At 33.1% G+C, this 25,993-nt stretch carries 21 protein-coding genes and 2 pseudogenes; 9 read left to right on the forward strand and 14 right to left on the reverse strand.

Annotated elements, in window-relative coordinates:
• Position 1: 1 nt before the first annotated feature.
• Positions 2-1,012: a porin gene (locus ACQ9BO_RS24495; protein ID WP_431242849.1), complete on the reverse strand. Its 1,011-nt coding sequence runs from the start codon at positions 1,010-1,012 to the stop codon at positions 2-4.
• 384 nt (positions 1,013-1,396) lie between these two features.
• Positions 1,397-3,032 (reverse strand): annotated as a pseudogene (locus ACQ9BO_RS24500) (ABC-F family ATP-binding cassette domain-containing protein).
• Between the two features lie 349 nt (positions 3,033-3,381).
• Here ACQ9BO_RS24500 and ACQ9BO_RS24505 point away from each other — a divergent pair.
• Positions 3,382-3,825 carry a PepSY-like domain-containing protein gene (locus tag ACQ9BO_RS24505; protein ID WP_431242850.1) on the forward strand — a complete coding sequence of 148 codons (444 nt, stop codon included), beginning with the start codon at positions 3,382-3,384 and terminating at the stop codon, positions 3,823-3,825.
• A gap of 261 nt (positions 3,826-4,086) precedes the next feature.
• On the opposite strand, the gene ACQ9BO_RS24510 is transcribed toward ACQ9BO_RS24505, so the two are convergent.
• A complete protein-coding gene (locus ACQ9BO_RS24510; protein ID WP_431242851.1) occupies positions 4,087-5,262 on the reverse strand; it encodes a GlmU family protein in 1,176 nt (391 codons plus the stop codon).
• A gap of 198 nt (positions 5,263-5,460) precedes the next feature.
• Complete coding sequence (locus tag ACQ9BO_RS24515; RefSeq protein WP_008464817.1) at positions 5,461-5,715, reverse strand: type B 50S ribosomal protein L31; 255 nt, start codon at positions 5,713-5,715, stop codon at positions 5,461-5,463.
• Between the two features lie 248 nt (positions 5,716-5,963).
• On the opposite strand from ACQ9BO_RS24515, the gene ACQ9BO_RS24520 reads away from it, so the two are divergent.
• The 5 genes and pseudogenes from ACQ9BO_RS24520 (at position 5,964) to ACQ9BO_RS24540 (ending at position 12,117) form a co-directional block, all read left to right on the forward strand.
• Entirely contained in the window at positions 5,964-6,494 is a 531-nt protein-coding gene (locus ACQ9BO_RS24520) for a DUF4199 domain-containing protein (RefSeq protein WP_431242852.1), read from the forward strand.
• An 8-nt stretch (positions 6,495-6,502) separates the two neighbouring features.
• Positions 6,503-7,459 (forward strand): glycosyltransferase family 2 protein, encoded by a 957-nt coding sequence (locus ACQ9BO_RS24525; RefSeq protein ID WP_431242853.1) that lies wholly within the window; start codon positions 6,503-6,505, stop codon positions 7,457-7,459.
• Positions 7,460-7,503: 44 nt separating this feature from the next.
• A complete protein-coding gene (locus ACQ9BO_RS24530) occupies positions 7,504-9,231 on the forward strand; it encodes a phospho-sugar mutase (RefSeq protein ID WP_431242854.1) in 1,728 nt (575 codons plus the stop codon).
• A gap of 233 nt (positions 9,232-9,464) precedes the next feature.
• A pseudogene (locus ACQ9BO_RS24535) lies at positions 9,465-11,295 on the forward strand (ABC transporter ATP-binding protein).
• Positions 11,296-11,415: 120 nt separating this feature from the next.
• Positions 11,416-12,117, forward strand: a complete 702-nt coding sequence (locus ACQ9BO_RS24540; protein ID WP_431242855.1) for a DUF2971 domain-containing protein — start codon at positions 11,416-11,418, stop codon at positions 12,115-12,117.
• A gap of 161 nt (positions 12,118-12,278) precedes the next feature.
• On the opposite strand, the gene ACQ9BO_RS24545 is transcribed toward ACQ9BO_RS24540, so the two are convergent.
• From ACQ9BO_RS24545 to ACQ9BO_RS24560, 4 genes are all read right to left on the reverse strand, one after another.
• Positions 12,279-13,001, reverse strand: coding sequence for a hypothetical protein (locus ACQ9BO_RS24545; protein WP_431242856.1), 723 nt, complete (start codon positions 12,999-13,001; stop codon positions 12,279-12,281).
• A gap of 31 nt (positions 13,002-13,032) precedes the next feature.
• Positions 13,033-13,698: a hypothetical protein gene (locus tag ACQ9BO_RS24550; protein ID WP_431242857.1), complete on the reverse strand. Its 666-nt coding sequence runs from the start codon at positions 13,696-13,698 to the stop codon at positions 13,033-13,035.
• On the reverse strand, positions 13,695-15,923 hold the full coding sequence (locus ACQ9BO_RS24555; protein WP_431242858.1) for a TonB-dependent receptor plug domain-containing protein: 2,229 nt from the start codon (positions 15,921-15,923) through the stop codon (positions 13,695-13,697). The genes ACQ9BO_RS24550 and ACQ9BO_RS24555 overlap by 4 nt, the downstream gene beginning before the upstream one ends.
• Before the next feature lie 244 nt (positions 15,924-16,167).
• Positions 16,168-17,850: a M23 family metallopeptidase gene (locus tag ACQ9BO_RS24560; protein WP_431242859.1), complete on the reverse strand. Its 1,683-nt coding sequence runs from the start codon at positions 17,848-17,850 to the stop codon at positions 16,168-16,170.
• Positions 17,851-18,029: 179 nt separating this feature from the next.
• Here ACQ9BO_RS24560 and ACQ9BO_RS24565 point away from each other — a divergent pair, with 179 nt between their 5' ends.
• The 3 genes from ACQ9BO_RS24565 (at position 18,030) to rny (ending at position 20,390) form a co-directional block, all read left to right on the forward strand.
• Complete coding sequence (locus tag ACQ9BO_RS24565; protein ID WP_431242860.1) at positions 18,030-18,320, forward strand: hypothetical protein; 291 nt, start codon at positions 18,030-18,032, stop codon at positions 18,318-18,320.
• 7 nt (positions 18,321-18,327) lie between these two features.
• Positions 18,328-18,621, forward strand: a complete 294-nt coding sequence (locus ACQ9BO_RS24570) for a cell division protein ZapA (RefSeq protein ID WP_132988385.1) — start codon at positions 18,328-18,330, stop codon at positions 18,619-18,621.
• A gap of 209 nt (positions 18,622-18,830) precedes the next feature.
• The gene (gene rny / locus ACQ9BO_RS24575) at positions 18,831-20,390 is read left to right on the forward strand and encodes a ribonuclease Y (RefSeq protein ID WP_431242861.1); all 1,560 of its coding nucleotides are present in this window, start codon (positions 18,831-18,833) and stop codon (positions 20,388-20,390) included.
• Positions 20,391-20,469: 79 nt separating this feature from the next.
• Here the strand turns inward: rny and ACQ9BO_RS24580 are convergent, their stop codons facing one another.
• The 6 genes from ACQ9BO_RS24580 to ACQ9BO_RS24605 all read right to left on the reverse strand — a co-directional run bounded on the left by ACQ9BO_RS24580 (position 20,470) and on the right by ACQ9BO_RS24605 (position 25,968).
• Positions 20,470-21,990, reverse strand: coding sequence for a PAS domain-containing sensor histidine kinase (locus ACQ9BO_RS24580; RefSeq protein ID WP_431242862.1), 1,521 nt, complete (start codon positions 21,988-21,990; stop codon positions 20,470-20,472).
• A gap of 143 nt (positions 21,991-22,133) precedes the next feature.
• The gene (xerD, locus tag ACQ9BO_RS24585) at positions 22,134-23,030 is read right to left on the reverse strand and encodes a site-specific tyrosine recombinase XerD (protein WP_431242863.1); all 897 of its coding nucleotides are present in this window, start codon (positions 23,028-23,030) and stop codon (positions 22,134-22,136) included.
• A gap of 81 nt (positions 23,031-23,111) precedes the next feature.
• Positions 23,112-23,738, reverse strand: coding sequence for a porin family protein (locus ACQ9BO_RS24590; RefSeq protein WP_431242864.1), 627 nt, complete (start codon positions 23,736-23,738; stop codon positions 23,112-23,114).
• 88 nt (positions 23,739-23,826) lie between these two features.
• Positions 23,827-24,384: a porin family protein gene (locus ACQ9BO_RS24595; protein ID WP_431242865.1), complete on the reverse strand. Its 558-nt coding sequence runs from the start codon at positions 24,382-24,384 to the stop codon at positions 23,827-23,829.
• Positions 24,385-24,591: 207 nt separating this feature from the next.
• Positions 24,592-25,170, reverse strand: coding sequence for a porin family protein (locus ACQ9BO_RS24600; RefSeq protein WP_431242866.1), 579 nt, complete (start codon positions 25,168-25,170; stop codon positions 24,592-24,594).
• A gap of 222 nt (positions 25,171-25,392) precedes the next feature.
• On the reverse strand, positions 25,393-25,968 hold the full coding sequence (locus ACQ9BO_RS24605) for a porin family protein (RefSeq protein WP_431242867.1): 576 nt from the start codon (positions 25,966-25,968) through the stop codon (positions 25,393-25,395).
• Between the last annotated feature and the right edge of the window lie 25 nt (positions 25,969-25,993).

The raw sequence follows: 25,993 nt of genomic DNA on the forward strand, positions 1-25,993 counted from the left end.
ATTAAAGTCTAAGCTGGAGTTGTAGTAAAAACAAGTCATTATTGTATGTTGATGTATCTGGAATTTCATGATCATATCGATCAATTTGAAAACCTAACTCGATTCGGCCCGTGTACGCTTTTCCAAACTCAAGACTCACCATTGGCGTATAAGTCTGCCTAACATTAGGATCAATTTTATAGTTCGGATTAAAAGTTTCGTATCGGCAAGAAAATTCAAAAGCAGTTAATTTCTTATAATCGACAATATATCTCAAATTTGGCAGAAAATAAATACCTCGCATTTGATAACCATCGACACTTCCAATTCTTGAAGCGACTGGCAAAGAATAATACAAATTATGATTCGTACCTTGTTTGTACTCAATTTGAAGATCTAAACTAAATCGGTCTGTAAGTTTAAAATCACTGGTGAAATCTGCCCCTATTGCAAAAACATCTTCTTTAAAAACCTGCCCAAAACCACCATTCAAACCCAGATTGATTTTATATTTTTTAGACAATCCAAAAACCATTCTTGTAGAATACTGTTTTCCGTTATCTTTATCCATTTCTACATTTTTGCCATTTCCATTCAAAACAGAAAGAGCGTAGCTTAAAGGGATTTTTCCAAGATCAACAGACCCTGTCGCGGATGCACCAATTTGAAAACTGGTCCAGCCATTTTTCCCAAATTCATAATATTGATTAGAAAAATCAAACGACTTAATGATATCAACAGGAACAAGCTCCTCGATTCCAAATGCTGGTCGAAACTGGCCTCCCGTTAAAGCTATGTATTTACTAAAAGTATATTTTCCGTAAGCATTTTCAAGAACTTTTCCCTTTGTATCAGATTTAAAATCAGCAAGATTTACTAAAACAACAACCTCTGTCGCTTCGCTTAATTTGGTATTCAAACCAACACGCATTCTTTTAATATCAAAAGACTCCTGAACAACATCACCAGTAGAATGATGAACCCCCATCACATCGACATTCTCTCCATAACTTTTTAGATATCTTGCCTGCAAAAGGCCTTTAATTTGGTATTGGGGATATTTTACTTCACCTTCTGTTTTTCTTTTTTATCATTTTCTTCGCCCTGATTTACATCTCCTTGAGCATAAAGCCCAAAGGAAGCGGTTAGAAAGAAAAAAATAGTGGAATTAGTAGTGTTTTATTCATAGAATTCAAATAGATAAAAACAAGGTTATTATTTAACTAAATTCAAAATCAGTACTATGCTTTTAAAAACAAAAAAGCAAACTACTTAATAATCAACACGAAATGGGATTACTAAAATACTAAAAAAACAATCATTGTAAAAAAAATTGCATTAAAATATTGTTATGAATACCAGAATAAAAAAAGCACAAGAATCAACTTGTGCTTTTGTATTTAATATGAAATGAATTTTATTTTTCGATTTCTCGCATAGAATCCATTTTTTTGTGTGCCAAGAAACCAGCAACATCTTCAAAATGTTCTTTTACTCTTTTGTTTCCGAATTCAAAAACTTTAGTTGCCAATCCGTCAAGGAAATCACGGTCGTGAGAAACCAAGATCAAAGTTCCATCAAAATCTCTCAAAGCATCTTTAATAATATCTTTCGTCTTCATATCCAAGTGATTCGAAGGCTCATCCAGGATCAGCAAGTTTACAGGTTCCAACAATAATTTAATCATTGCCAAACGTGTTTTTTCTCCTCCAGAAAGCACTTTTACTTTTTTCGTAATATCATCACCTTGGAACATGAAAGCTCCTAAGATATTTTTGATTTGTGTTCTGATATCCCCAACCGCAATACTGTCGATTGTCTCGAAAATCGTTGCATTTTCATCCAACAAAGCCGCTTGATTTTGAGCAAAATATCCAATTTGAGCATTATGACCAATTTCAACGCTTCCAGAATCAACACCGATTTCTTTCATAATCGCTTTGATCATTGTTGATTTTCCTTCTCCATTTTTCCCAACAAAAGCCACTTTCTGTCCACGCTCGATTACAATATTTGCATCCTTAAAGACAACGTGATCGCCATAAGCTTTAGACATCTCTTTTACAATTACAGGATATTGCCCAGAACGTGCTCGCAGGTGGGAATTTTAATCGTAATGCAGAAGTGTCAACCTCATCAACCTCTACTATTTCAAGCTTCTCAAGCATTTTAACACGAGATTGAACAGCGTCTGTTTTAGAAAATGTACCTCTAAAACGCTCAATAAAAGCACGGTTTTCAGCAATCATCTTTTGTTGCTCATCGTATGCTTTTTGTTGGTGGATTCTACGATCTTTTCTTAATTCTAAGTAATGTGTGTATTTTGCTTTGTAATCATAAATTCTTCCCATCGTAACTTCGATAGTTCTGTTTGTAATATTATCTACAAACGCTCTATCGTGCGAAATTACCACAACTGCTTTTGCTTGGTTTAACAAGAAATCTTCCAGCCACTGAATACTTTCAATATCCATATGGTTTGTTGGCTCATCCAGCAAAATCAAATCTGGTTTTCTCAATAAAATTTTAGCTAATTCGATACGCATTCTCCATCCACCAGAAAATTCAGAAGTTTGGCGAGTGAAATCTTCACGCACAAAACCTAAACCTGCTAATATTTTCTCAACTTCTGCTTCGTAATTTACTTCTTCAATTGCATAAAATTTCTCGCTTAAATCTGAAACTCTTTCGATCAATTTCATGTATTCGTCACTTTCATAATCGGTACGAACGGTCAATTGCTCATTGATTTCGTCGATTTCAGCTTTCATTGTGAAAATTTCGCTAAAAGCTTTTGACGCTTCTTCCATTACTGTAGCGCCATCTTCAGTAAGCAAATGTCGCGGAAGATATGCAATTACAGCTTCTTTTGGAGCAGAAATATTTCCAGTCGAAGGCTTACTTACTCCTGCAATTATTTTTAAAAGTGTCGATTTCCCCGCACCATTTTTACCCATAAGGGCAATTTTGTCATTTTCGTTTATAGCAAAAGAAACATCGCTAAAAAGTGTAGTTCCGCCAAACTGAACCGAAATATCGTTAACTGTAATCATTTGTTCTTGTTAATTTGTTTAATCGGTTAATCGTTTAACCGACTATCCATTTTTTTCGTGCCGCAAAGATAGATTTAATTAGATAATGTGCCAATTTGATAATTAGATAATTTTGAAAATGTGCCAATTAGGCAATCTCTAAATCTCAAAACATTTTTTTTACATTCTATTCCTAAACTGGACTGAAGTCCAGCCCTACAATATAATAGGTTCTTGCGGAACAATAAGAAAGCCTTTGGCTCGGTGGCTATATTCCAGAGCTAGATTTCAGTATACGAAACCTTAATTGTCTTTTCCTATTTCAAATTTTTAATCTTACCTTGTATAAGAATTTAAAAATCAGCAAAATATGAAAACGAAATTAAAACTGACTGTTTATCTAATTGCAGGATTACTATTTGGTTTTTCTGCAATTGCACAAAAAAACGTCATTAAAAAAGAAGCTTTGCCAGCGAACGCGCAAACATTTTTAAAGACCCATTTTGGATCTAAAAAACCGAGCTATATATTACAAGACAAAGAAATCCTTTCTACAGAATACAAAGTTCAATATGACAACCAGATTGAAATTGAATTTGACAAGAAAGGAAATTGGAAAGAAGTTGACGGAAAAAATGATAAAATCCCAAAATCTATTGTTCCTAAAAAGATTGCTTCTTACTTAAAAGCAAATTTTCCAAAAGAAAAAGTAACCAAAATAGAAATTGGCAGTTCAGGTTATGAAACAAAATTGAGCAACGGATTAGAATTAAAATTCAATTTAAAAGAAGACTTCGTCAAGATTGACAAATAAATTAAAATTGAAAATATGCCAATTAAATAATACCTAAATCTCAAAACATTTTTTTCATTCTATTCCTAAACTGGAATGAAGTCCAGCCCTACAATAAGGTTCGAGCCTTTGGCTCTCATTTAAAATTCCGCAAGAACGATTTATATTGTAGAGCTGGACTTCAGTCCAGTTTAAAGACATATAAAAAACAAAACCCGACAGGTGTTAAAAACCTGTCGGGTTTGAAAAATTATCTAATTTTCAAATTGACTAATTATCTAATTAATCCTTTCTCCATTTTTTTGTTTCTTCAAAAATGTGCTCCATAATTGCGGCTTCAGTAGCATCAAATTCAATATTTCTTCTGCTCATTACCAATCTTGCAGTTTCAAAAGCTTTTTTGTTACATAGGTTGTAAATCCTGCGAGCACCGCCCCAAGAAAAACTCGGAACAAAATTTCTCGGAAAACCAGATCCGAAAATATTCGCGCTTACGCCAACCACAGTTCCTGTATTAAACATTGTGTTAATTCCACATTTACTGTGATCTCCCATCATTAAACCGCAAAACTGAAGCCCGGTTTTTGCAAAACCTTCTGTTTCATAGCTCCATAATTTCACTTCCTCGTAATTGTTTTTCAGGTTTGAATTATTTGAATCGGCACCAATGTTACACCATTCACCTAAAACAGAATCACCTAAAAATCCTTCATGACCTTTATTCGAATTAGCAAAAAGAACTGAATTTTTAACCTCCCCGCCAATTCTGGATCCGGGTCCAACAGTTGTTGCCCCATAAACCTTAGCTGACATTTTCACCATTGCATTTTCACATAAAGCAAATGGCCCACGAATTACGGTTCCTTCCATAATTTCGGTGTTTTTACCTATATATATAGGACCATTTGAAGCATTTAAAGTTACAAACTCCAATTTTGCTCCTTCTTCAATAAAAATATTCTCAGGTGAAATAACATTTACGCTTTTCGGAATTGGCTGTGATTTTCTATCTTCAGTCAAAAAGGCAAAATCAGCTCGGATTGCGGCATCATTTTTAGAAAAAATATCCCAAGTATGTTCGACAGTCAAACAATCGTCATTATACTGAATAATTTCATAAGAGTCAAAATCAACTTCTTCTTGATTTTCAGATGCGAAAAAAGCAATTACATCCTCACCTTTAAAAATTGCCTGATTTGCAGTTAAATCAGAAACCATCTCGGCAAGCTTATCATTTGGCAAATAAGCCGCGTTGATCATTACGTTTTCTTCCATTTCCACCATCGGAAATTTTTCAGACAAATATTCTTCAGTAATTGTTGTTATTGTTGAGCCAAGGCGCATTTCCCATTTTTGGCGAATTGTCATAATTCCGATTAGGATATCAGCCACAGGCCTCGTAAAAGTAAAAGGTAATAAAGCATTCCGAACGGGACCGTCAAAAAGAATGTAATTCATAAATAAAAAAATTTGGTACTTGTTAAAATCTTGATTTGGTTATCGAGGTCAAAGTTACAAATATTTATGTTTTCACTAAACTTGTTTTAGTAGTTCATAATGAATTCATAAACTACGCATTCTAAACCAAACCAATTACCATAACAACAAAAAAAGCCTCCCAAATCTGGAAGGCTTTTGTATAATTTAAAACAGCTATTATTTTTTAGCGTGTTTAGCGTATTTAGTTTTGAATTTATCAATACGTCCTGCAGTATCGATAAGTTTAGATTTACCAGTATAAAAAGGGTGAGATGTTCTAGAAATCTCCATTTTTACAACTGGATACTCAACTCCGTCAACTTCAATTGTTTCTTTTGTATCTGCAGTAGATTTAGTGATAAAAACTTCGTCATTTGACATGTCTTTAAATGCAACTAATCTGTAATTTTCTGGGTGAATTCCTTTTTTCATCTTTCTTTTTATTTATTGTTTAGAGCATTTTTATTTTGAAGCTTTTTCGCGATTAGAAAAAGGTATAAACAAACGATACTCTTTTTTGTTTAAAAATTTAATTATTTTTGAGTGTGCAAATTTACAATTCTTTTTTAATAAACAAATACTTAACTCACTTTTTTTAGTTTATTTCGAAAAGCTTTTTTTATCTACGATTATAGTGGGAATTACTATATTTGTGGATTAATTTTAAAACATATAGAAATATGATTAATGAAGTTATAAAAAAGAATGGTATTACTTACGGAATTGTCTTAGGAGTTATTCTAGCATTAATTACAGCAAGCATCTATTCAATAGATCTTAAATTATTTGTTTCTGGATGGATTGGCGCAATGAGCTTTGTCATTTATTTGGTAATTGGAATCCTATTACTGACAAAAACCAAAAAAGAAATCAATGGCCTGTTCTCTTTCAAAGATGCATTTACAACCTATTTCATTACCACGCTTATTGCTCTATTAATTTCAACATCTTTCAGTATTTTATTATTTAATGTTATTGATCCGGACGCAAAACAAACTATAGGAGAATATCTTATAAAATATATGGCCGAAACATTGCAAAAGTTCGGAACCCCAGCTTCTGCTATAAATGAAGCATTGGACAAAATGAGAAAAACCAGCCCGTTTTCAACTCTAGAACAACTTAAAGGATTAGCCTTCAGTCTTGCCCTTTACTCTATTTTAGGATTAATTTTGGTCGCATTTTTCAAAAGCAAAACTACTCAAGAATAAAAATATAAATGAATTTATCTATACTTATACCGCTTCTAAACGAAGAGGAATCACTTAAAGAACTCTATGCATGGATCATTAAAGTGATGCAATCTAACAATTACTCTTATGAAATCATTTTTGTAGATGATGGTAGTACAGATGATTCTTGGAACATTATTGAAAGTTTTTCTAACGAAAACCCTAATGTAAAAGGGATTCGTTTTATGAAAAACTTTGGAAAATCTCAGGCTTTGCATGCTGGTTTTGCAAAAGCACAAGGCGATGTTATCATCACAATGGATGCTGACTTGCAAGACAGTCCTGATGAGATTCCGGAATTGTATGAAATGATTACCAAAGAAAAATTTGATTTGGTTTCGGGCTGGAAAAAGAAACGCTATGATTCTGTTGTAGCAAAAAATCTGCCTTCAAAATTATTCAACTGGGCCGCTAGAAAAACTTCTGGAGTAGAATTGAATGATTTTAACTGCGGATTAAAAGCATATAAAAATGCGGTTGTCAAAAACGTTGAAGTTTCAGGTGAAATGCACCGATACATTCCGGTTTTGGCCAAAAATGCAGGTTTCAACAAAATTGGCGAAAAAGTGGTTATCCATCAAGCCAGAAAATATGGTGAAACAAAATTTGGAATGGAACGTTTTATAAACGGATTCTTAGATTTAATTACAATCTGGTTTTTATCACGATTCGGAAAAAGGCCAATGCACTTATTTGGCGCAATTGGATCTCTGATGTTCATTATAGGATTTTTATCAGCAGGCTATATTGGTATTTCTAAATTGTATCACATGTACGAAGGAATGAAATATACGCTTGTTACAAACAATCCTTGGTTTTATATCGCTTTGACCACAATGATTTTAGGAACTCAGCTATTCCTTGCTGGATTTTTAGGCGAAATCATTTTAAGAACCAAAAGCAACGAAGCAAGATACAAAGTAGCTCGCGAAGTTAACTTTTAATGCGACATACAAACCCTGCATAATAATTAAATAAAAAAATTGACATGAATATAGCACCTAACATATTAAGCGCCGTAAATGAATGGCTGACACCAACATTTGACAAAGAAACTCAAGTCGCAGTTAAAGAATTGATGACAACTTCTCCAAAAGAACTAGAGGAAAGTTTTTATAAAAACCTAGAATTTGGAACAGGTGGAATGCGTGGCGTTATGGGTATTGGAAACAACAGAATCAATAAATATACGCTAGGAAAAAACACTCAAGGATTATCTGATTATTTACATGAAGTTTTTCCAAATGAGTCTTTAAAAGTAGTTATTGCTTACGACTGTCGTCACAATAGTAACACTTTGGCAAAAGTTGTTGCCGATGTTTTTTCTGCAAACGGAATTCAGGTTTATTTGTTTTCAGATTTGAGACCAACTCCTGAATTGTCTTTTGCACTTAAATATTTAGGATGCCAATGCGGAATCGTTTTAACGGCTTCTCACAATCCGCCAGAATACAATGGATATAAAGTATATTGGCAAGATGGCGGACAAATTGTTCCTCCGCAAGACAAAGCTATTATCAATGTAATTGAAAACTTAAGCTACGACAAAATTAAATTTGATGCCAACGAAAGCCTGATCAAATACATTGACACTGAAATCGACAAAGCTTTTGTAAAATCATCTATTGAAAATGCAAGTTTCAATACTCCTGCTGAAGCAAAAGACAACCTACATATTGTTTTTACTTCTTTGCATGGAACTTCTATAAAATCAGTTCCTGATACTTTATCGCAGGCAGGCTACAAAAATGTGCACATCGTTCCTGAACAAGCTATTCCAGATGGAGATTTCCCAACTGTAAAATCTCCAAATCCTGAAGAACCTGAAGCTTTAGCAATGGCTGTTGCTCTAGCAGAAAAAACAAACTCTGACATTGTTGTTGGAACAGATCCTGATTGTGACCGTTTAGGCGTTGCAGTTAGAGATAATGAAGGCAAATTAATCTTGCTTAATGGAAATCAGACAATGGTTTTAATGACTTCTTTCTTATTAAAACAATGGAAAAAAGCTGGTAAAATCAACGGAAAACAATTTGTAGGCTCAACAATCGTTTCGACTCCAATGATCATGGAATTGGCAACGAGTTATGGTGTTGAATGCAAAGTGGGATTGACAGGATTTAAATGGATTGCAAAAATGATCAAAGATTTCCCTGAACTTCAATTTATTGGAGGCGGAGAAGAAAGCTTTGGTTTTATGGTTGGCGATGCTGTAAGAGATAAAGATGCCGTTGTCGCTACTTTATTAATCTGTGAAGTTGTCGCACAAGCAAAAGCGACTGGAAGTTCAGTTTACAAAGAGCTTTTACAACTGTATGTTGAAAATGGTTTCTACAAAGAATATCTAGTTTCTTTAACCAAAAAAGGAATGGAAGGTTTAGAAGAAATCAACCAAATGATGATCAATTTGCGTCAAAATCCTTTGAAAGAAATCAATGGACAACGAGTGATTATGGTTGAAGACTACGATTCTTCAATTGCTTTAAATTTATTGACTGGGGAAGAATCTACAATGGATATCCCAAAATCTAACGTATTGATTTATTATACTGAAGACGGTTCTAAAATTTGCGCAAGACCAAGTGGAACTGAACCTAAAATCAAATTCTATATCAGTGTAAATGCAGAAATCGAATCAGTTTCAGAATTCGAAGAAGCAGAGAAATTCTTAGACGGAAAAATACAGAATATTATTGCTGATATGCAATTGAAATAAAATTTGAATCCTTTTCCAATTACGCACGATTGTGCACAATTGAAAAAACACATTATAATGAACTCTGATTTGCATTCTTGAAATGCAAGTCAGAGTTTTTTTTATAAAAAAAAGCAAAAAGAAATTGAAAACACCTCAATTGGATTAATTTTGTGCAGTGAAAATTGCTTTACCAAATAATTAAATAATAGTAAAGCCATCAACAAAAAAGAAAATAACATCAAAAAACATAAATGAGTAATTTCAAAAAAATAGTTCCTTTTATATATCCTTATAAAAGATATGCGTATCTCAACATCTTTTTCAATGTATTGTACGCACTTTTTAGCACACTTTCATTCATGTCATTAATTCCTATGATTCAGGTTTTATTCGACCAAACCAAAAGAAATACTGTTAAGCCAGTTTACGAAGGATTATTACACATTAAAACTTATGCTGAAAATTATTTAAGCTATTTTGTAACACAAACGACTGATCAATATGGCGTAGGACGTACACTATCTATAATGGTAGCAGGAGTTATCACTATCTTTTTATTGAAAAATTTAGTAGATTACCTGGCTATGTTTTTCATCAATTTTTTACGAAATGGAGTTTTGAGAGACCTTCGTAATGCGATGTACAAAAAAACATTAGAACTGCCTTTATCTTTCTATTCTGAAAAAAGAAAAGGTGACGTAATTTCAAGAATTTCTGCAGATGTAAACGAATTGCAAACCTCTTTTCTTGCTATTTTAGAACTTATAGTAAAAGAGCCTTTAACGATTGTTTTCACGATTGGAGCCATGCTTTTCATAAGTCCAAAACTGACTTTATTTGTGTTTATTTTCATTCCGGTTTCAGGTTATATTATTTCTTTGATCGGAAAACAGCTTAAAAAGCAATCCTCTAAAGCACAACAGGAACAAGGACATTTCTTATCTACTATTGAAGAGACTATCGGCGGATTAAAAGTCGTTAAAGGCTATAATTCTGAAAATTATTTTAATAATGTCTTCCAAAATTCAACTGAGCGTTTTTTCAAATTATCAAATAGTATTGGTAATCGCCAGAATTTGGCATCTCCTGCAAGTGAGTTTATGGGAATCACCGTAATTGCAATTTTGCTTTGGTACGGTGGTCAAATGGTTTTGATCGATAAAACTCTTGACGGCGCTTCTTTTATTGCCTATATGGGATTGGCATACAATATTCTAACTCCTGCAAAGGCAATTTCTAAGGCATCTTACGGAGTAAAAAGAGGAAATGCCGCGAGCAGAACGTGTTTTAGAAGTTTTAGAGCAGGAAAACCCTATTACAAGCAAAGAAAACGCAATTGAAAAAACTTCTTTTGACAAACAAATAGACATTCAAAACATCAATTTCAAATATGAAGATGAAACTGTGTTAAAAGACTTTTCTCTTCAAATTCAAAAAGGAAAAACTGTTGCCCTTGTTGGCCAATCCGGAAGTGGAAAGAGTACCATTGCTAATTTGTTGACCCGTTTTTATGATGTTAACGACGGAACAATTTCAATTGACGGAATCAACATCAAAGATATGAATCTGCAGTCATTGCGCAGTTTAATGGGATTAGTTACTCAAGACAGTATTTTATTCAATGACACAATCAAAGCAAACATTTCATTAGGAAAACTTGACGCGACAGATGATGAAATTATCGAGGCTCTAAAAATTGCAAATGCTTATGAATTTGTAAAAGATCTTCCTCAAGGAATCTACACTAACATTGGCGACAGCGGAAACAAACTTTCAGGGGGACAAAAACAACGTTTGTCTATTGCCAGAGCAGTTCTTAAAAATCCTCCAATTATGATTTTGGACGAAGCAACGTCAGCGCTCGATACCGAAAGCGAAAAATTTGTTCAGGTTGCGCTTGAAAACATGATGCAGAACAGGACTTCAATTGTAATTGCACACCGTCTTTCAACCATTCAAAAAGCAGACCTAATTGTAGTGATGCAAAAAGGAAGAATCGTTGAGCAAGGAACTCACGAAGAATTAATTGCTCTTAACGGAACTTACAACAAACTAGTTACAATGCAGTCTTTCGAATCTTAAGATTCATAAAAAGAAATAAATCATTTTTACAGATTAAGGAAATATTAAAACACCATTTAATTTTCCTTAATCTGTTTTTATTTTTATAACTTTAGGTAGCTATTGATAATTCTTTAAAAAATGTACATCAATAATCCGAGTATAAAATTGCCCGAAGATCCAGATACTATCGTTTGGAAGTATCTTGACTTATCTAAATTTCTTGATTTATTGCTTTCGAAAAAATTATTCATGTCGCGTTCCGACAAATTTGAAGACCAATATGAAGGGACTTTCAGTGAACCGACTTATGAAGAAATCAAAAAACTGGCCGTCGATAATCCTGACTTTTTAAATTATTACAAAACGCATCGGGAAAAAGTTGCAATAAGCAGTTGGCATATCAACGAATATGAATCCTTTGCCATGTGGCAGATTTTTACACAAAACAGCGAAGGCCTTGCTATTCAATCCACCATTGGAAGATTGCAAAAGGCACTAAAACCCGAAAATAATTTTGACCAATATATCGGCGAAGTAAACTACATCGACTACAAAAAAGAATATATTCCGTTTGATGATTTGTTCTTTCCTTTTTTGTTTAAACGAAAAAGTTTTCAATACGAACGCGAAGTCCGTATTATTACCGACACTTCTAAAAGCACTTTAAAGTTAAATGACGGATTAAAAATCAATGTTGACATCAATCAATTGATCGAGAAGATTTACATTCATCCAAAATCTGAAAACTGGTATAAAAAACTGGTAATTGAATTAGTTGAACGTTTGGATTTTGGTTTTGAAATTGAGAAATCTGATCTTGAAAGCGATATTTTGATTTAAAAGTTGCTAAGGTTCTAAGATACTAAGATGCTAAGTTTTTTTTAGCCACAGATTGTACAGATTAAAAGGATTCTATATTCTAAAAACAATAAAGCCGTTTAAAAATACTTTTAAACGGCTTTTAAAATCTTAGCAACTTAGAATCTTAGTATCTCAGAACCTTAGATCGGTTTATAGGACTTAACTTCCCATTTTTTAGAAGTCAAGTCTATATAATTATAATGTAGAACATCGTTTTTATCAAACTGGCCGTTTTGGTTAGTATCTTCAATTGTTCTAAAATACAAACGGTTTTTAGATTCGATTAAACTCCAATCTACTAATTCCTGAAGATCTGGCGAAACCTTTGTGAAATTTTCACCACTGATATTACTCAAATATAAAGTTTTAATATCTCCAGTATCAATTTTACCATCTTTGTTGGTATCAGAATCTGTTAGCGTATAAACCATTACTTTATTCTGAGTTTTATCTGCAACTGTTTTCAAATAAGTTGCCGTTAAAATCAAAACAGGTTTATCTGATAAAGGTCGAATAGAATCTGAATCTACTTTTTGGAATTTTAAATTCTGAAGATATCCTGTAATTTCATATTCTCCTAGATTCGAAATTGTGAAACTTACATCATTTACACTAGATGAACCATAACGTGCTTTTGAGCCTTTTTCATATACTCTCAAATCGCCCACAGGATGAATCAAATAATTTGTTCCTTCCATTTGAATCGGCAAATCAGCAATCTCAATTTGAGTTGAATCGGTTTTAGCCACAACACTAGCTTTGTTTGAAGCATCATAAATCACTTTCGGCTTCTTCACTTCGTCCTTACAACTCATTGCAGTTCCGATAATTACTAAGGCGATATATTTTATATAGTTTTTCATTTGTGGCAATTATATTAGAATATCAAATATACTATTTTTGATTGTAAATTTTGGCTTTATTGAATTTTACTAAAACGAAGATATTTAAGAATATAAGTCCTAAATAACCTAAAGAAAGTGATCTCCATTTTTGCTTAAAGAAAGAAACTTGAAAATTATGCATTTCTTCTTCTTTTGCTTCTTTTTGTGCCCAGTAAGCTTGTTTCCTCATCAGTTCTCCCGTACCACAATTCATATTACGATGATCAATTGCATCTTTAACTTTTTTATAGGTATTACTGCTTCCTAAAATATAAATATCATTTTTATCTGTTATCCAAGTAGGAGCCTCTTCTTCTGCCAAAATATCAAGAGTCGTGATAAATGTTTGATAATTTGATTTTATACCAAAATGTACCTTAATGCCATTTACAGTATCTTTTTCAACTCTAAGTTTTCTAAGATAAAGTCTCATTTCATTTAAATTTTTCTTTTCAGATTGACTTCCGTCAAAACTAAACACTTTATATTTTCTTAGAGTCGAAAATTTATACTTTTCAAATTCATTCCCAAGAGGAATACTTAGCTCTATCGACGTATAAACCTTAAAGGCATCAACTTTATAAAAATGATACAAGCAGAACAAAGGAATCAAAACCAAAGAAATCATCCCCGGAACGTAAAAAATTCTTTTTCTTTTTTCACGTTTCTCTATCATAACCTCGCATTAATCTTAACGTTAAAAACTCGCGAAGTCATATAATTTGGAATCGCATACTCATTTTTAGAATACACATCGCGAACCCAAGTATTTGTAATTGCATTTTGATTATTGAAAAGATTAAAAATTTCTAATCCAACTGATAATTCTTTGAAATCTTTCAGCCATTTTGCTTTGGCAACTTTTGTACTGCTATCCACAAAAACTTTTGCAAAACCTACATCAGCCCTTCTATAGTCATTCAACCTGTTTTGATATAAATATGGATCTGAATATGCAGGTGCTCCGCCTGGAAGCCCAGTATTATAGACTAAATTCAGATATAATTTCACACTCGGAATATTTGGCATATAGTCCTGAAATAGCATCGCAAACTTCAAACGTTGATCTGTTGGTCTGGCAATATATCCTTTGTTTTCATAATTTTCTTCGGTCTTCAAATATCCAAAACTCACCCAAGATTCTGTCCCTGGAACAAATTCCCCATTCAATCTAAAATCAAGACCTTGCGCGTAGGCTTTTGCATTATTATTGGCAATATATCGAATTCGCACATTATCTATTGAATATACGTTGACATCGGAAAGTGATTTATAATACAATTCGGTTACCCACTTAAAAGGACGATTCCACATTTTAAAATTATAGTCATTCCCTAAAACAATGTGAACTGATTCCTGCGCTTTTACATTTGGATGAACAACGCCATCTAGATCACGAAGCTCCCTATAAAACGGTGGCTGATGATACAATCCTCCTGAAACCCTAAAAACCATATCCATATCCCAATCAGGTTTTATTGCAAATTGAGCGCGCGGACTTAAAACAAACTGATTTTTACCTTCTTCTAAAGCGCCCATGACATTCCAACTCTGAAAACGCGCGCCAACATGATACCAAGCCTGACTAGAGCCAATAGCCGTTTTTTTATTGAACTGCATATAGCCGGAAAGTCTATTTATTGTATTAAAATTTGTCGCTCTAACATCTTGGTAAGGCAACAACGGCCCTGTATAAGGCTGATACGGCTGATTGTTTTTAGGCAAAATTACCAATGGCGGATTAATTGAAAATCCAGCCGAATCGATTACCTCCCACTCGACCACGCGATCACGAATCGATTCTCGAGTATATTTCAAGCCAAATTCCAATTCACTATCATTCATCCATTCTTTAAAACCTTTTATTTCTGCATTAGCAATCAAAGCATCCAGATCATTTTTAGCATGATTTAATTGAGAACCGATACCGCGCGTAAAATCGATATTTTCAACATTTCCATCTTCATCAACATTTCCTAAACGGTATTGTGCCAAAATATCGAAATGTTCCTGTTCTGTAGTATGAAAAAGAGAACCAATTAATTTTAAAGTCAAACTTGGAGAAGCTTTGTAAGTAGTTTTTAAAGCCCCAAAATACGTTTCATATTTATCTTTTTCCTGACCGTCATAATATACCGTCAAAGCCATTGGCTGATCAATTGTTCCAAAATTCGTTTGACGAGATAATGGCTGATACGAATATTTATTCTGAGAAATATTCCCTAAAAAGCTCATTTGCCATTTTTCAGAAATATCATAATTAATATTCGTTTGAATATCAGCAAAAACTGGAGTATAGTTTGTTTCAGTATCCTGACTATTTACCAAAAGACTATTATTTCGGTAACGGATTCCAGTAACGGCGGACCATTTTTTATTTTTAGAAACTAGATCAACAGCAACACTTGCACCCAAAAAACTAGCTTCAAAAGCGGCGCCAAACTGAGTTGGTTTTCTGTAAGTAATATCTAAAACAGAAGATAATTTGTCTCCAAATTTAGCCTGAAATCCTCCTGCCGAAAAATCGACATTTTGCACCAAATCAGTATTGGTAAAACTCAAACCTTCTTGCTGGCCAGAGCGAATCAAAAAAGGACGATAAACCTCGACTTCATTTACATAAACTAAATTTTCATCGTAATTCCCACCACGCACTGCATATTGCGTACTCAAATCATTATTTGAGTTTACTCCCGGCAAAGTTTTTAAAATATTTTCTATTCCAGCGTTTGCTCCAGGAATTCTCTTGATCGTTTCGGGTTCAACATTCACAATGCCTTGAACTCTTTTTTTATTTTTAGAAGAAACAAAAACTTCGCCCATTTGCTCGGCCGAACTGCTCATTACCGGATTAAAAAGAAAAACTTCGTTTGGTTTCAAACTTACCACAAGGCTCATCATTTTTAGAGAAACGTGGGTAAAAATCAAAGACACTTTTTTATTTGCTGACACTTCAATATCAAAAACTCCATTTTGATCTGACTGAACAACATTTCCTAGATACGAAATATTAACATCTGCAACTGGATGATTTTCCGTATCTAAAATAACACCTTTAACATGAGCATTTTGAGAAAATGCAATAGATCCGATGCATAAAAAAAGAAAACAAGTATTAGCCTATATTTATTCAAACGTTTAGATTTTATTTTTGTTGACTTCTAAAAAAATTAGTTTCAAAGAAACCGATATTTCCAACATTATCAGCCACTTCGATTTTTAGATTATTTTCACCTTCAAGCAAAAACGCATCCTCAAAAGTATGTGTAATTTTTCTAGTTTTATTATCATATTCAAACAAAATCCAATTTCCGTTCAAGTAACCATTATAAGATTTAATTCCTGATCCCGCATCACTTATTGTAAGTTGTATTTTCTTTACATCGCTAATCCATTTTCCTTGAATTGGTTTTGCGATTGAAATTTTAGGCGCAATAGTATCCAAAACCAATCCAAACTGACCTAAAGTTTTTGATTTCGCTGTAAAAACATCTCCTTTTCTGGAAGTTGCATTATAACTACCGCTTCTTCCTATGAAAAGTTTGTCTCTCAAAGCTTCATCATAAGTATCATCTTTAATTGTAATCGTAAAATTTGAATGTACCGGAATAACATCTTCATGAATATATATTTTGTTGTTTTTCACATCAAAATTCAAATTAAAATCTTCGTAAAAAGTACCTGCCGGAAAAAACACAGACATATTATCTTTTTCAAAATTGGTATCTTTATTATATCTCACAAAATATTTTGACGTAATTGGCTCCTCTGGAATAAGCGGTGTTTCGGCATCATATTCAACTGGAACGGTGATTGAATTCATATTGCCACTGTAATCTGAAACTTCAATTCTGTAAGTTGAAGCTAAATTTGGCCGCGCCGAAATTATTCCTCTAACAGAATCCGTTTTAATAATGCTTAGCGCATAAGGCGTTTTCATAAAAAGCTTCTGAATACGCTGGCTTGTCTTTTTATATCTCGGATAATCGATAAAGGCATTGATAAATCTCATTTCATCAAATGAATACGTATTAAACTGATAATTATAATTCTGATTTCCGTTTAAAAAAGTCGAGACATTAAAAACGCCATTTTTATTAAAAGAAACATCATCGGTATCGACAGCATTAATTCCGAAACCAATTTTCCCGTTTGTTTTAACTTTTCCTGCAAGATAAGTTCCATCTTTTTGCAAAACCAAATTAAGCATCAGTGGCTGTTTTGACTGATTGACTACAGAATTATACAACGGATAAACATACAAACTTGACAAAGTAGGTTTTTTGGTATCTTTTATATTTTTATCAAAGCCAAAAAACATTGGATTAATCACAAATTCTGACTTTGTATCACGAATCTCAAAATGCAAATGTGGCCCTTCAGACGATCCTGTATTTCCAGAAAGCGCGATCAATTGGCCTTTTGTTACAGGCAATTCATCCGGTTTTGGGAACATTTCAATCTCAAAAGCTTTTTCTTTATAGTGCGTTTTTTGAATATAATCCTGAACAGCGCCAACTGCAGTTTGTAAATGTCCATAGACAGAAGTATACCCGTTTGGATGTGTGATATAAATGCATTTCCCATTGCCAAAAGTCGAAATCTTGATTCTTGAAATATATCCATCAGCCACAGCATATACATTCAAGCCTTCTCTTTGATTTGTTTTTAAATCAAAACCCGCGTGAAAATGATTAGGCCTCAGCTCTCCAAAATTTCCAGAAAGTTGCATCGGAATATCAAGTGGGGCGCGAAAATAATCTTTAGGATACTGGCTTTGAGCAAAAATAAAATGACTAAATAATAAGGTGAACAAGGTAAATTTCATAAACAACATTTTTGCTAAGATAAAAAAATATGAGGCCAAAACCGAGTATTTAGCTACAAAAATACAATTGACTGAATTTCATCTATTTGGTTATTTTAACTACAAAAAAATCGATAAAAAATTGCATTAATAAAAAGGAATACTAACTTTGTATGATTAAGTAATGAATAGGATTTATAATGAGTGTAATTGCCGAAATAATTGATACTCTTGAATATAAAGTCGAGAAGCTTTTTGAGAAGTCAAAAGGTTTGGAGAAAAACAATCAGGATTTACAATTAGAACTAGCCAAAGCTGTGCAAATTATCCAGAAGCAATCTGAAGAAATTGAAGCTTTGAAAAAGCAATATGAGACACTTAAAATAGCCAATTCGTTGCTCGGCGACGACAATAACAAGAGAGAGACAAAGCTTAAAATAAATTCATTAATTCGCGAAATTGATTACTGTATAGCGCAACTATCAGATTAGTAAAAACATGGACGGAAAGCTTAGAATCAAAATATCAATTGCAGATCGTGTTTACCCTTTAACGGTTGAACCTGCTCAGGAAGAAGGACTTAGAAGTGCTTCTAAAAAAATTGATACAATGATTAAGCAATTCGAAGAAAATTACGCAGTTCGTGACAAACAAGATGTATTAGCTATGTGTGCATTGCAATTTGCATCACAAGTTGAACAAAAACAAATTGATAACGCAATCGATGGAGAAGAAACCATCGAAAGAATTAAAAAATTAAATTCGCTATTAGATCAATATCTCGAAAAATAAACGTTCTTTACAGAAACTAAGATACTGCCTACATTAGTTCACAATTGGTAAACTCAACACTAACAATTTAGAATGAGCAAATCGTCGCTACTATAGTATGCCCTCCTTTTGGCTGGGAAACTTGAACAGTGAGTTAGCTCAAAACTTGTCTTTACGAGTTTATACAAGCAATTAATGTAGGCTTTTTTTATATATAAACCCTAACAAACATGAGCATCATAACGATCATTATTGGTATTGTAGGAATTGCGACTGGTTTTGCAATTGCTAAAATCATCGAGAAAAGCAATATTTCTAATCTAATCAAAAACGCTAAAAAAGAAGCGACTTCAATTTTGAAAGATGCTAATTTAGAAGCTGAAAATATTAAAAAAGATAAAATTCTTCAAGCAAAAGAGCGTTTTATCGAATTAAAATCGGAACACGAACAAGTTATTTTAGCACGTGATAAAAAAGTTGCTGAAGTAGAAAAACGAGTGCGTGATAAAGAATCTCAAGTTTCGAATGAACTTTCGAAAGCTAAAAAAGTAAATGATGATTTTGAGGCTAAAACTGCTGAATATCAAAATAAAATTGAGCTTTTGGACAAAAAACAAGCTGAAGTTGACAAACTTCACAAAAGCCAATTACAACAACTTGAGGTAATTTCAGGACTTTCTGCTGAAGAAGCAAAAGAGCAATTAGTTGAAGGCTTAAAAGCCGAAGCTAAAAGCAAAGCAATGTCGCACATTCAAGATACTATTGAAGAGGCTAAACTTACTGCACAACAGGAAGCTAAAAAAATCATCATTAATACAATTCAAAGAGTTGGAACTGAAGAAGCAGTTGAAAACTGTGTTTCTGTATTCAACATTGAGTCTGACGATGTAAAAGGTAGAATTATTGGACGTGAAGGACGAAACATCAGAGCTTTAGAATCGGCTACAGGTGTAGAAATTATTGTTGACGATACTCCAGAGGCTATTATCCTTTCTTGTTTTGATCCAGTTAGAAGAGAAATCGCTCGTTTGTCATTACATAAACTTGTAACTGATGGACGTATTCACCCAGCAAGAATTGAAGAAGTTGTTGCAAAAACAGCAAAACAAATCGATGACGAAATTATTGAAGTTGGAAAACGTACTGTAATAGATTTAGGAATTCACGGGTTACACCCTGAATTGATCAAAGTTGTAGGTAGAATGAAATACCGTTCTTCTTACGGACAAAACTTATTACAGCACTCTAGAGAAGTTTCTAAACTTTGCGGTATCATGGCGACTGAATTAGGCTTGAACGTAAAACTTGCAAAAAGAGCTGGTTTATTACACGATATTGGAAAAGTGCCAGATACAGAAAGTGATTTGCCACACGCACTTTTAGGGATGCAATGGGCTGAAAAATATGGTGAGAAAGAAGAAGTTTGCAACGCGATTGGAGCACACCACGATGAGATTGAAATGAAATCATTATTATCACCAATTATTCAGGTTTGTGATGCGATTTCTGGAGCTCGTCCGGGAGCACGACGCCAAGTTCTTGATTCATATATTCAGCGTTTGAAAGACCTTGAAGATGTTGCTTACGGATTCAGCGGTGTTAAAAATGCATATGCAATTCAGGCTGGTAGAGAACTTCGTGTAATTGTAGAAAGTGAAAAAGTTTCTGATGATAATGCCGCAAACTTATCATTTGAAATTTCTCAAAAAATTCAGACTGAAATGACTTATCCAGGTCAGGTAAAAGTAACAGTAATTAGAGAAACGAGAGCAGTGAACATTGCAAAGTAATTCTCTTTTCAAATAAACAAAAAAGGCTATCTTTTCAGATAGCCTTTTTTGTTTTTATGTTCTTATTCGAAAAACGAAATTATAAATCGCCGAATATAATTTTAAAACTTGTGCCCACTCCTACTTTACTTTCAACACAAATAGTCCCCTTCATTGCCTCGATTTGATTTCGCGTGATATAAAGGCCAATTCCGCGCGCATCTTCATGCTTATGAAACGTTTTATACATTCCGAATAAAAGATCGCCGTGAACCGCCAAATCAATCCCCAAACCATTATCTGTAATTTTTAATGACTTATGTCCTTCTGGCTCAATTGCAAAATCAAAAACAATCAGAGGATCACGATCAGGATGCGCATATTTTATTGCATTTGTGGTAAAATTCAACAAAACACTTTCTAGATAAGCCGGATTGAAATTTATCGTCAAATAATTTGGAACATTGTTTACGATGGTCACATTTTTGCGTTTGTCGTAACCTTTAATCGCTGAAATAGTTTTTTCTATGTATTCACAAAGCTTCAAGGGAACAACAGCAATATTGATATTGCTTTGCGTTTTTACAATTTGGGTTAAGTTTGAAATCGTATCATTCAAATCATTCGAAACGGTTCTTAAATGCACCAGCATTTCGCTTACAGTCTGCTTGTCAACATCAGCATCGATAAAATCTAATATCGATTTTATGTTTCCTGCCTGCGTATTTAGATTATGAGAAACGATATGCGAAAAATTCAACAATCTACTATTTTGATCGCTGTATAATTTCATTGTTTTTAACAGCTCAAGCTCTTTTTCTTTTTGTTGAGAAACATCAGTATGTGTTCCTATTACTCGCAAAGGCTTGTCGTTTTCATCGCGTTTTATAACTTTTCCGCGATCGAGAATCCATTTGTAATTGCCACTTGACGTCATTACACGATGGTAATTTTCATAATAAGGAATCTTGTTATCAAAATGCTCATGAATATCTGAATAATACTTAGGAAGATCATCCGGATGAACAATTTTGTCCCAACGTTCTGGATCATCAAAAATATCTGTTGATTCTAATTCTAATATCTTGAGAGAAAGCGAAGAATAAAAAACTTGGTTGGTCACCATATCCCAATCCCAAATTCCAACTGTAGAGGCATCTAGGGCAAACTGAAATCTTTCTTCAGAAATACGAAGCCTTTCTTCTTTATCTTTTAAATCTGTGATATCAGAAACATGGCCAAAGAAGCTAACATTTCCATCTGAAGACAATTCTGTTTTTGAAGCTACTTTAAACCAGCGAAGTCCTTTCTTTGGCAAAACTGCCCTAAATTCAACTTCCCAAGGTTTAATTTCTTTTCGCGCTTTAACTAAAGACTGAAAAAACAAATCTCGATCCTGCGGAAATATTCTATCGTAGATTATGAATTTAATATCATTCGTAAATTCTTTAGCAGAAATTTCGAAAATATCATCAGCAGACTTGCTGACAAGTGGGAAAGAATAGTTGTTATTGTTATCGATTACAAATTGAAAAAGCAAATCAGGCATTTCAGCCAATAATTTTTTATAAAAATTATTTACTTCAAGGCAATCTTCATTTCCATACAAATCAAAAACCATATAATAACATTTATGCAAAATTGAGTCATTTTTACCTCTCAAATCAAAAAACGTGCAGTTTGTCGATTTTATTTGCTTTTAGTAGAAATTATCATACAATATATTAATTTTTGAAATAAAAATTAACTTTAAAGCAAAAAAAATCACTTTCTTGGATGAAAAGTATGCATTACTTCTTTTAAAAAACTTCTGTCCAAATGCACATAAATTTCTGTTGTGGTAATTGATTCATGCCCCAACATTAATTGAATGGATCTTAAGTCGGCCCCGTTTTCTAAAAGATGCGTTGCAAAAGAATGACGCAATGTATGCGGACTGATATTTTTATGCAAACCAACTTTTACTGCCAAGTCCTTTATGATTGTAAAAATCATCGCACGTGTAAGCTGATTTCCTCTTCGGTTTAAAAATAATGTATCCTCATGACCTTTTTTAATATTCAAATCAGGACGCACTTCATCTTTATAAATCTCAATATATTTTTTAGTCAGTTTTCCAATTGGAACAAAGCGTTCTTTATTTCCTTTTCCAGTAATTTTTATAAAACCTTCATCAAAATAGAGATCCGATATTTTAAGCGTAACCAATTCTGAAACACGAAGACCGCACCCATATAAAGTTTCCAAAATTGCTCTGTTGCGTTCTCCTTCATTGGAACTCAAATCAATTGTTGCAATTAAGGCATCTATTTCTTCGACAGATAATGTATCAGGCAATTTTCTCCCAGTTTTTGGGCTCTCGATTAATTCCAGAGGATTATCATTTCTATAATCTTCAAAAATCAAATAATTAAAAAAGCTTTTCAACCCCGAAATGATTCTGGCCTGCGAACGCGGATTCACTTCTTTTGCTACCGAGTAAATAAACTGTTGCAAAGTTTCATCTGAAATTTTCACCGGCGAAACCTCAATTTTATTTTGTTCCAAAAAAAGGCATAATCGCTCTATATCAAATCCATAGTTTTCGATTGTGTTTTTAGACAAGCCTCTCTCAATTCGCAAATACGATTGATAATCTTTTATATATCGGTTCCAATTCATACTTACAAAGTAAATACTTTTTGGATATAAAAAAACCTTCCTGAAATTTAGGAAGGTTTTAAAATATGAGATTTTCTAAAATTAGAATTTGTAGCCTACAGATAATGAAAAAACACCGTTATGAAGTTTTGAATCATCACCATCTTCTGTTTTTGCAATGTTTGCCAATCCAAGATTGTATCTAATATCTGCCGAAAAATGATCTGTAAAATCATAACCCGCTCCAAGGTTTAAACCAAAATCAATCGACTCAAAAATATCTTTAACATCCATTTCATTTGAACCATTAAAACCATCAATTGTTGTTTTCATTTTAGCAGAAGTTAAAAAACCGATTTGCGGACCTGCTTCGATATTAAACTTTTCCGCAACATAATATTTAAACATTACCGGAACATTTATATAAGATAAATTAAAACAGACATCACCTGTATAAGTTATCCCGTTTTCATCTTCTCCCATTTGATTTACTGCCTTTGGACCTTGAGTTGAATACAAAAGCTCTGGTTGGATTGCGAATTTATCTGATAACTTAATTTCTGCAAAACCCCCTACATGGAATCCTGCTTTAGATTTCAAATCTACACCTTCAGTATCACCAGAAAAGTTAGAAAGATTCAAACCTCCTTTTACTCCAAATTTAACATCTTGAGCATTCGCAAGTCCAAATGCCATAACTGCAAGTGCAGATAAAATAATTTTTTTCATTTTTTGATTTCTTTGTTTTTTAATTATTTTTTTCACACAAAAGCCTTCCATTATAAACGAAAGGCTAATTTGTTTTCTTTTTATTTTATTAGAATTTATATCCTACAGATACCGAGAAAACACCGTTATTAGTTTTGAAATCTGCCTCGTCTGGAACATCAGCAATATTTGACAAACCTACATTGTAACGCACTCCCGCAAAAAAGTGTTCTGTAAAGTCGTATCCTGCTCCAAAATTAATTCCAAAATCTACGCTTTTGAAAGAGTCTTTAATATCCTCATCCTCATTTTTTGCAGATAACAAAAATCCTACTTGAGGTCCAGCCTCAATGCTTAACTTTTCAATTACATAATATTTAGCCATAACTGGAACATTCAAATAAGAAAGTTTCAATGTAGAGTCAAAGCCATCTTCACTAAAATCTGCTCCTTGTCCAGAAAACAATACCTCTGGTTGCACTGCAAATTTGTCACTTAGTTTAATTTCAGCTAAAGCGCCAACGTGAAAGCTTGTTACACCATCGCCATCTAAATCACCGCCTAGATTAGCAAAGTTCAAACCTCCTTTTACTCCAAATTTAACATCTTGTGCATTCGCAAATCCAAATGCCATAACTGCAACTGCAGATAAAATAATTTTTTTCATTCTTAATTCTTTTTTATTTGGTTAAAATTAATGAGCCAAATATAGGAGCACTATAATGAAAAAACTTACGGAAAAACGTAATTGCACAAATTTTATCGATTAACGTTGCAAATAATATTTGACAACCATTTCTTTTGAAATTACAAAACATAAAAAACCCTTGCTCATATTGTGAAGAAGGGTTTAAAAATATTTTAAAAACTCAGATTAGAATTTATAAGCTAAAGTCAATGCTAAAACACTATTTTTTCTACTATCATAGTAATCATAAATATCATCATAATCCTTATCAAAAACACCAGACAGGCCTACTGTGTAACGCAAACCTACTGCTAGATGATCTGTAAAATTATAACCTGCACCAAAATTAAACCCATAATCTGCCGTTCTGTAAAGGTCTTTAACATCTTTACTATTATGTTTAGCCGAAATTAAAAACCCTAACTGTGGCCCACCTTCAACTGTAAATTTTTTAGTCACGTAGAACTTTGCTAATACAGGAATATTAATGTAATTCAGTTTTAATTCGGACGAACCATCAGGACCACCTACCGATTCATAGGAAGCTCCCTGTCCAGAAAACAAAATCTCTGGCTGAATAGCTAATCTTTCAATAATTTTAATTTCAGCAAAACCACCAACTTGAAACCCAACAAGCGCATCAGAACTTGAATCTCCCGTAAGACTTGTAAGATTCAATCCTCCTTTTATTCCAAACCTAGTTTCCTGAGCATTACTAAATACAAAAGCCATAAGTGCAATCGCTGATAAAATAATTTTTTTCATTCTAATTTGTTTTGGGTTAAAATTAATAGACCAAATATAAGAGCAACATAATCATAAACCTTACGGGAAAACGTAACAACAAAAGTGCTTGCGAAATAAATTTGATCATTTTTTTAAATGCAAAATATAACATTAAAACAAAATCTACTTTAATGATCACTTTCAAAAAAAACTTCCTCAAAAAATGAGGAAGTTTTTAAAATTTTGATTTAAAAAATCAAATTAGAACTTATATGCCAAAGTCAAAGCTAAAACACTGTTTTTTGGACTATCGTAATATTCATCAATATCGTCTACATCATAGTCAGCAATATTAGATAAACCTACTGTATAACGAATTCCTGCAGACACATTATCAGTGAAATTATATCCGAGTCCAAAGTTAAACCCTGTATCAACAGATTTAAAACTATCTTTTACATCTTCACCTTCGCTTTTTGCAGAAACCAAAAAGCCTAACTGCGGGCCAGCCTCAGCCGTAAACTTCTTTGTAATGTAAAATTTAGCCAGAACAGGAACATTGATGTAATTTAATTTTTCGTCGAAATCGTCTCCAGCAAATTCAAGTTTAGCTCCTTGTGTAGAAAACAAAACCTCTGGCTGTATTGATAATCTGTCAATGATTTTAATTTCAGCAAAACCTCCGATTTGAAAACCAACTAGAGAATTGGCATCCCAATAATCTCCTCCTGCAAAGGTTGTAATGTTAAGTCCTCCTTTTATTCCAAATCTTGTATCCTGAGCATTACTAAATGCAAAAGCCATTAATGCAATAGCTGATAAAATTATTTTTTTCATTCTAATTTGTTTTGGGTTAAAATTT

Source organism: Flavobacterium sp. P21 (assembly GCF_050632225.1).
In the GTDB taxonomy this organism is placed as follows: Bacteria; Bacteroidota; Bacteroidia; order Flavobacteriales; family Flavobacteriaceae; genus Flavobacterium.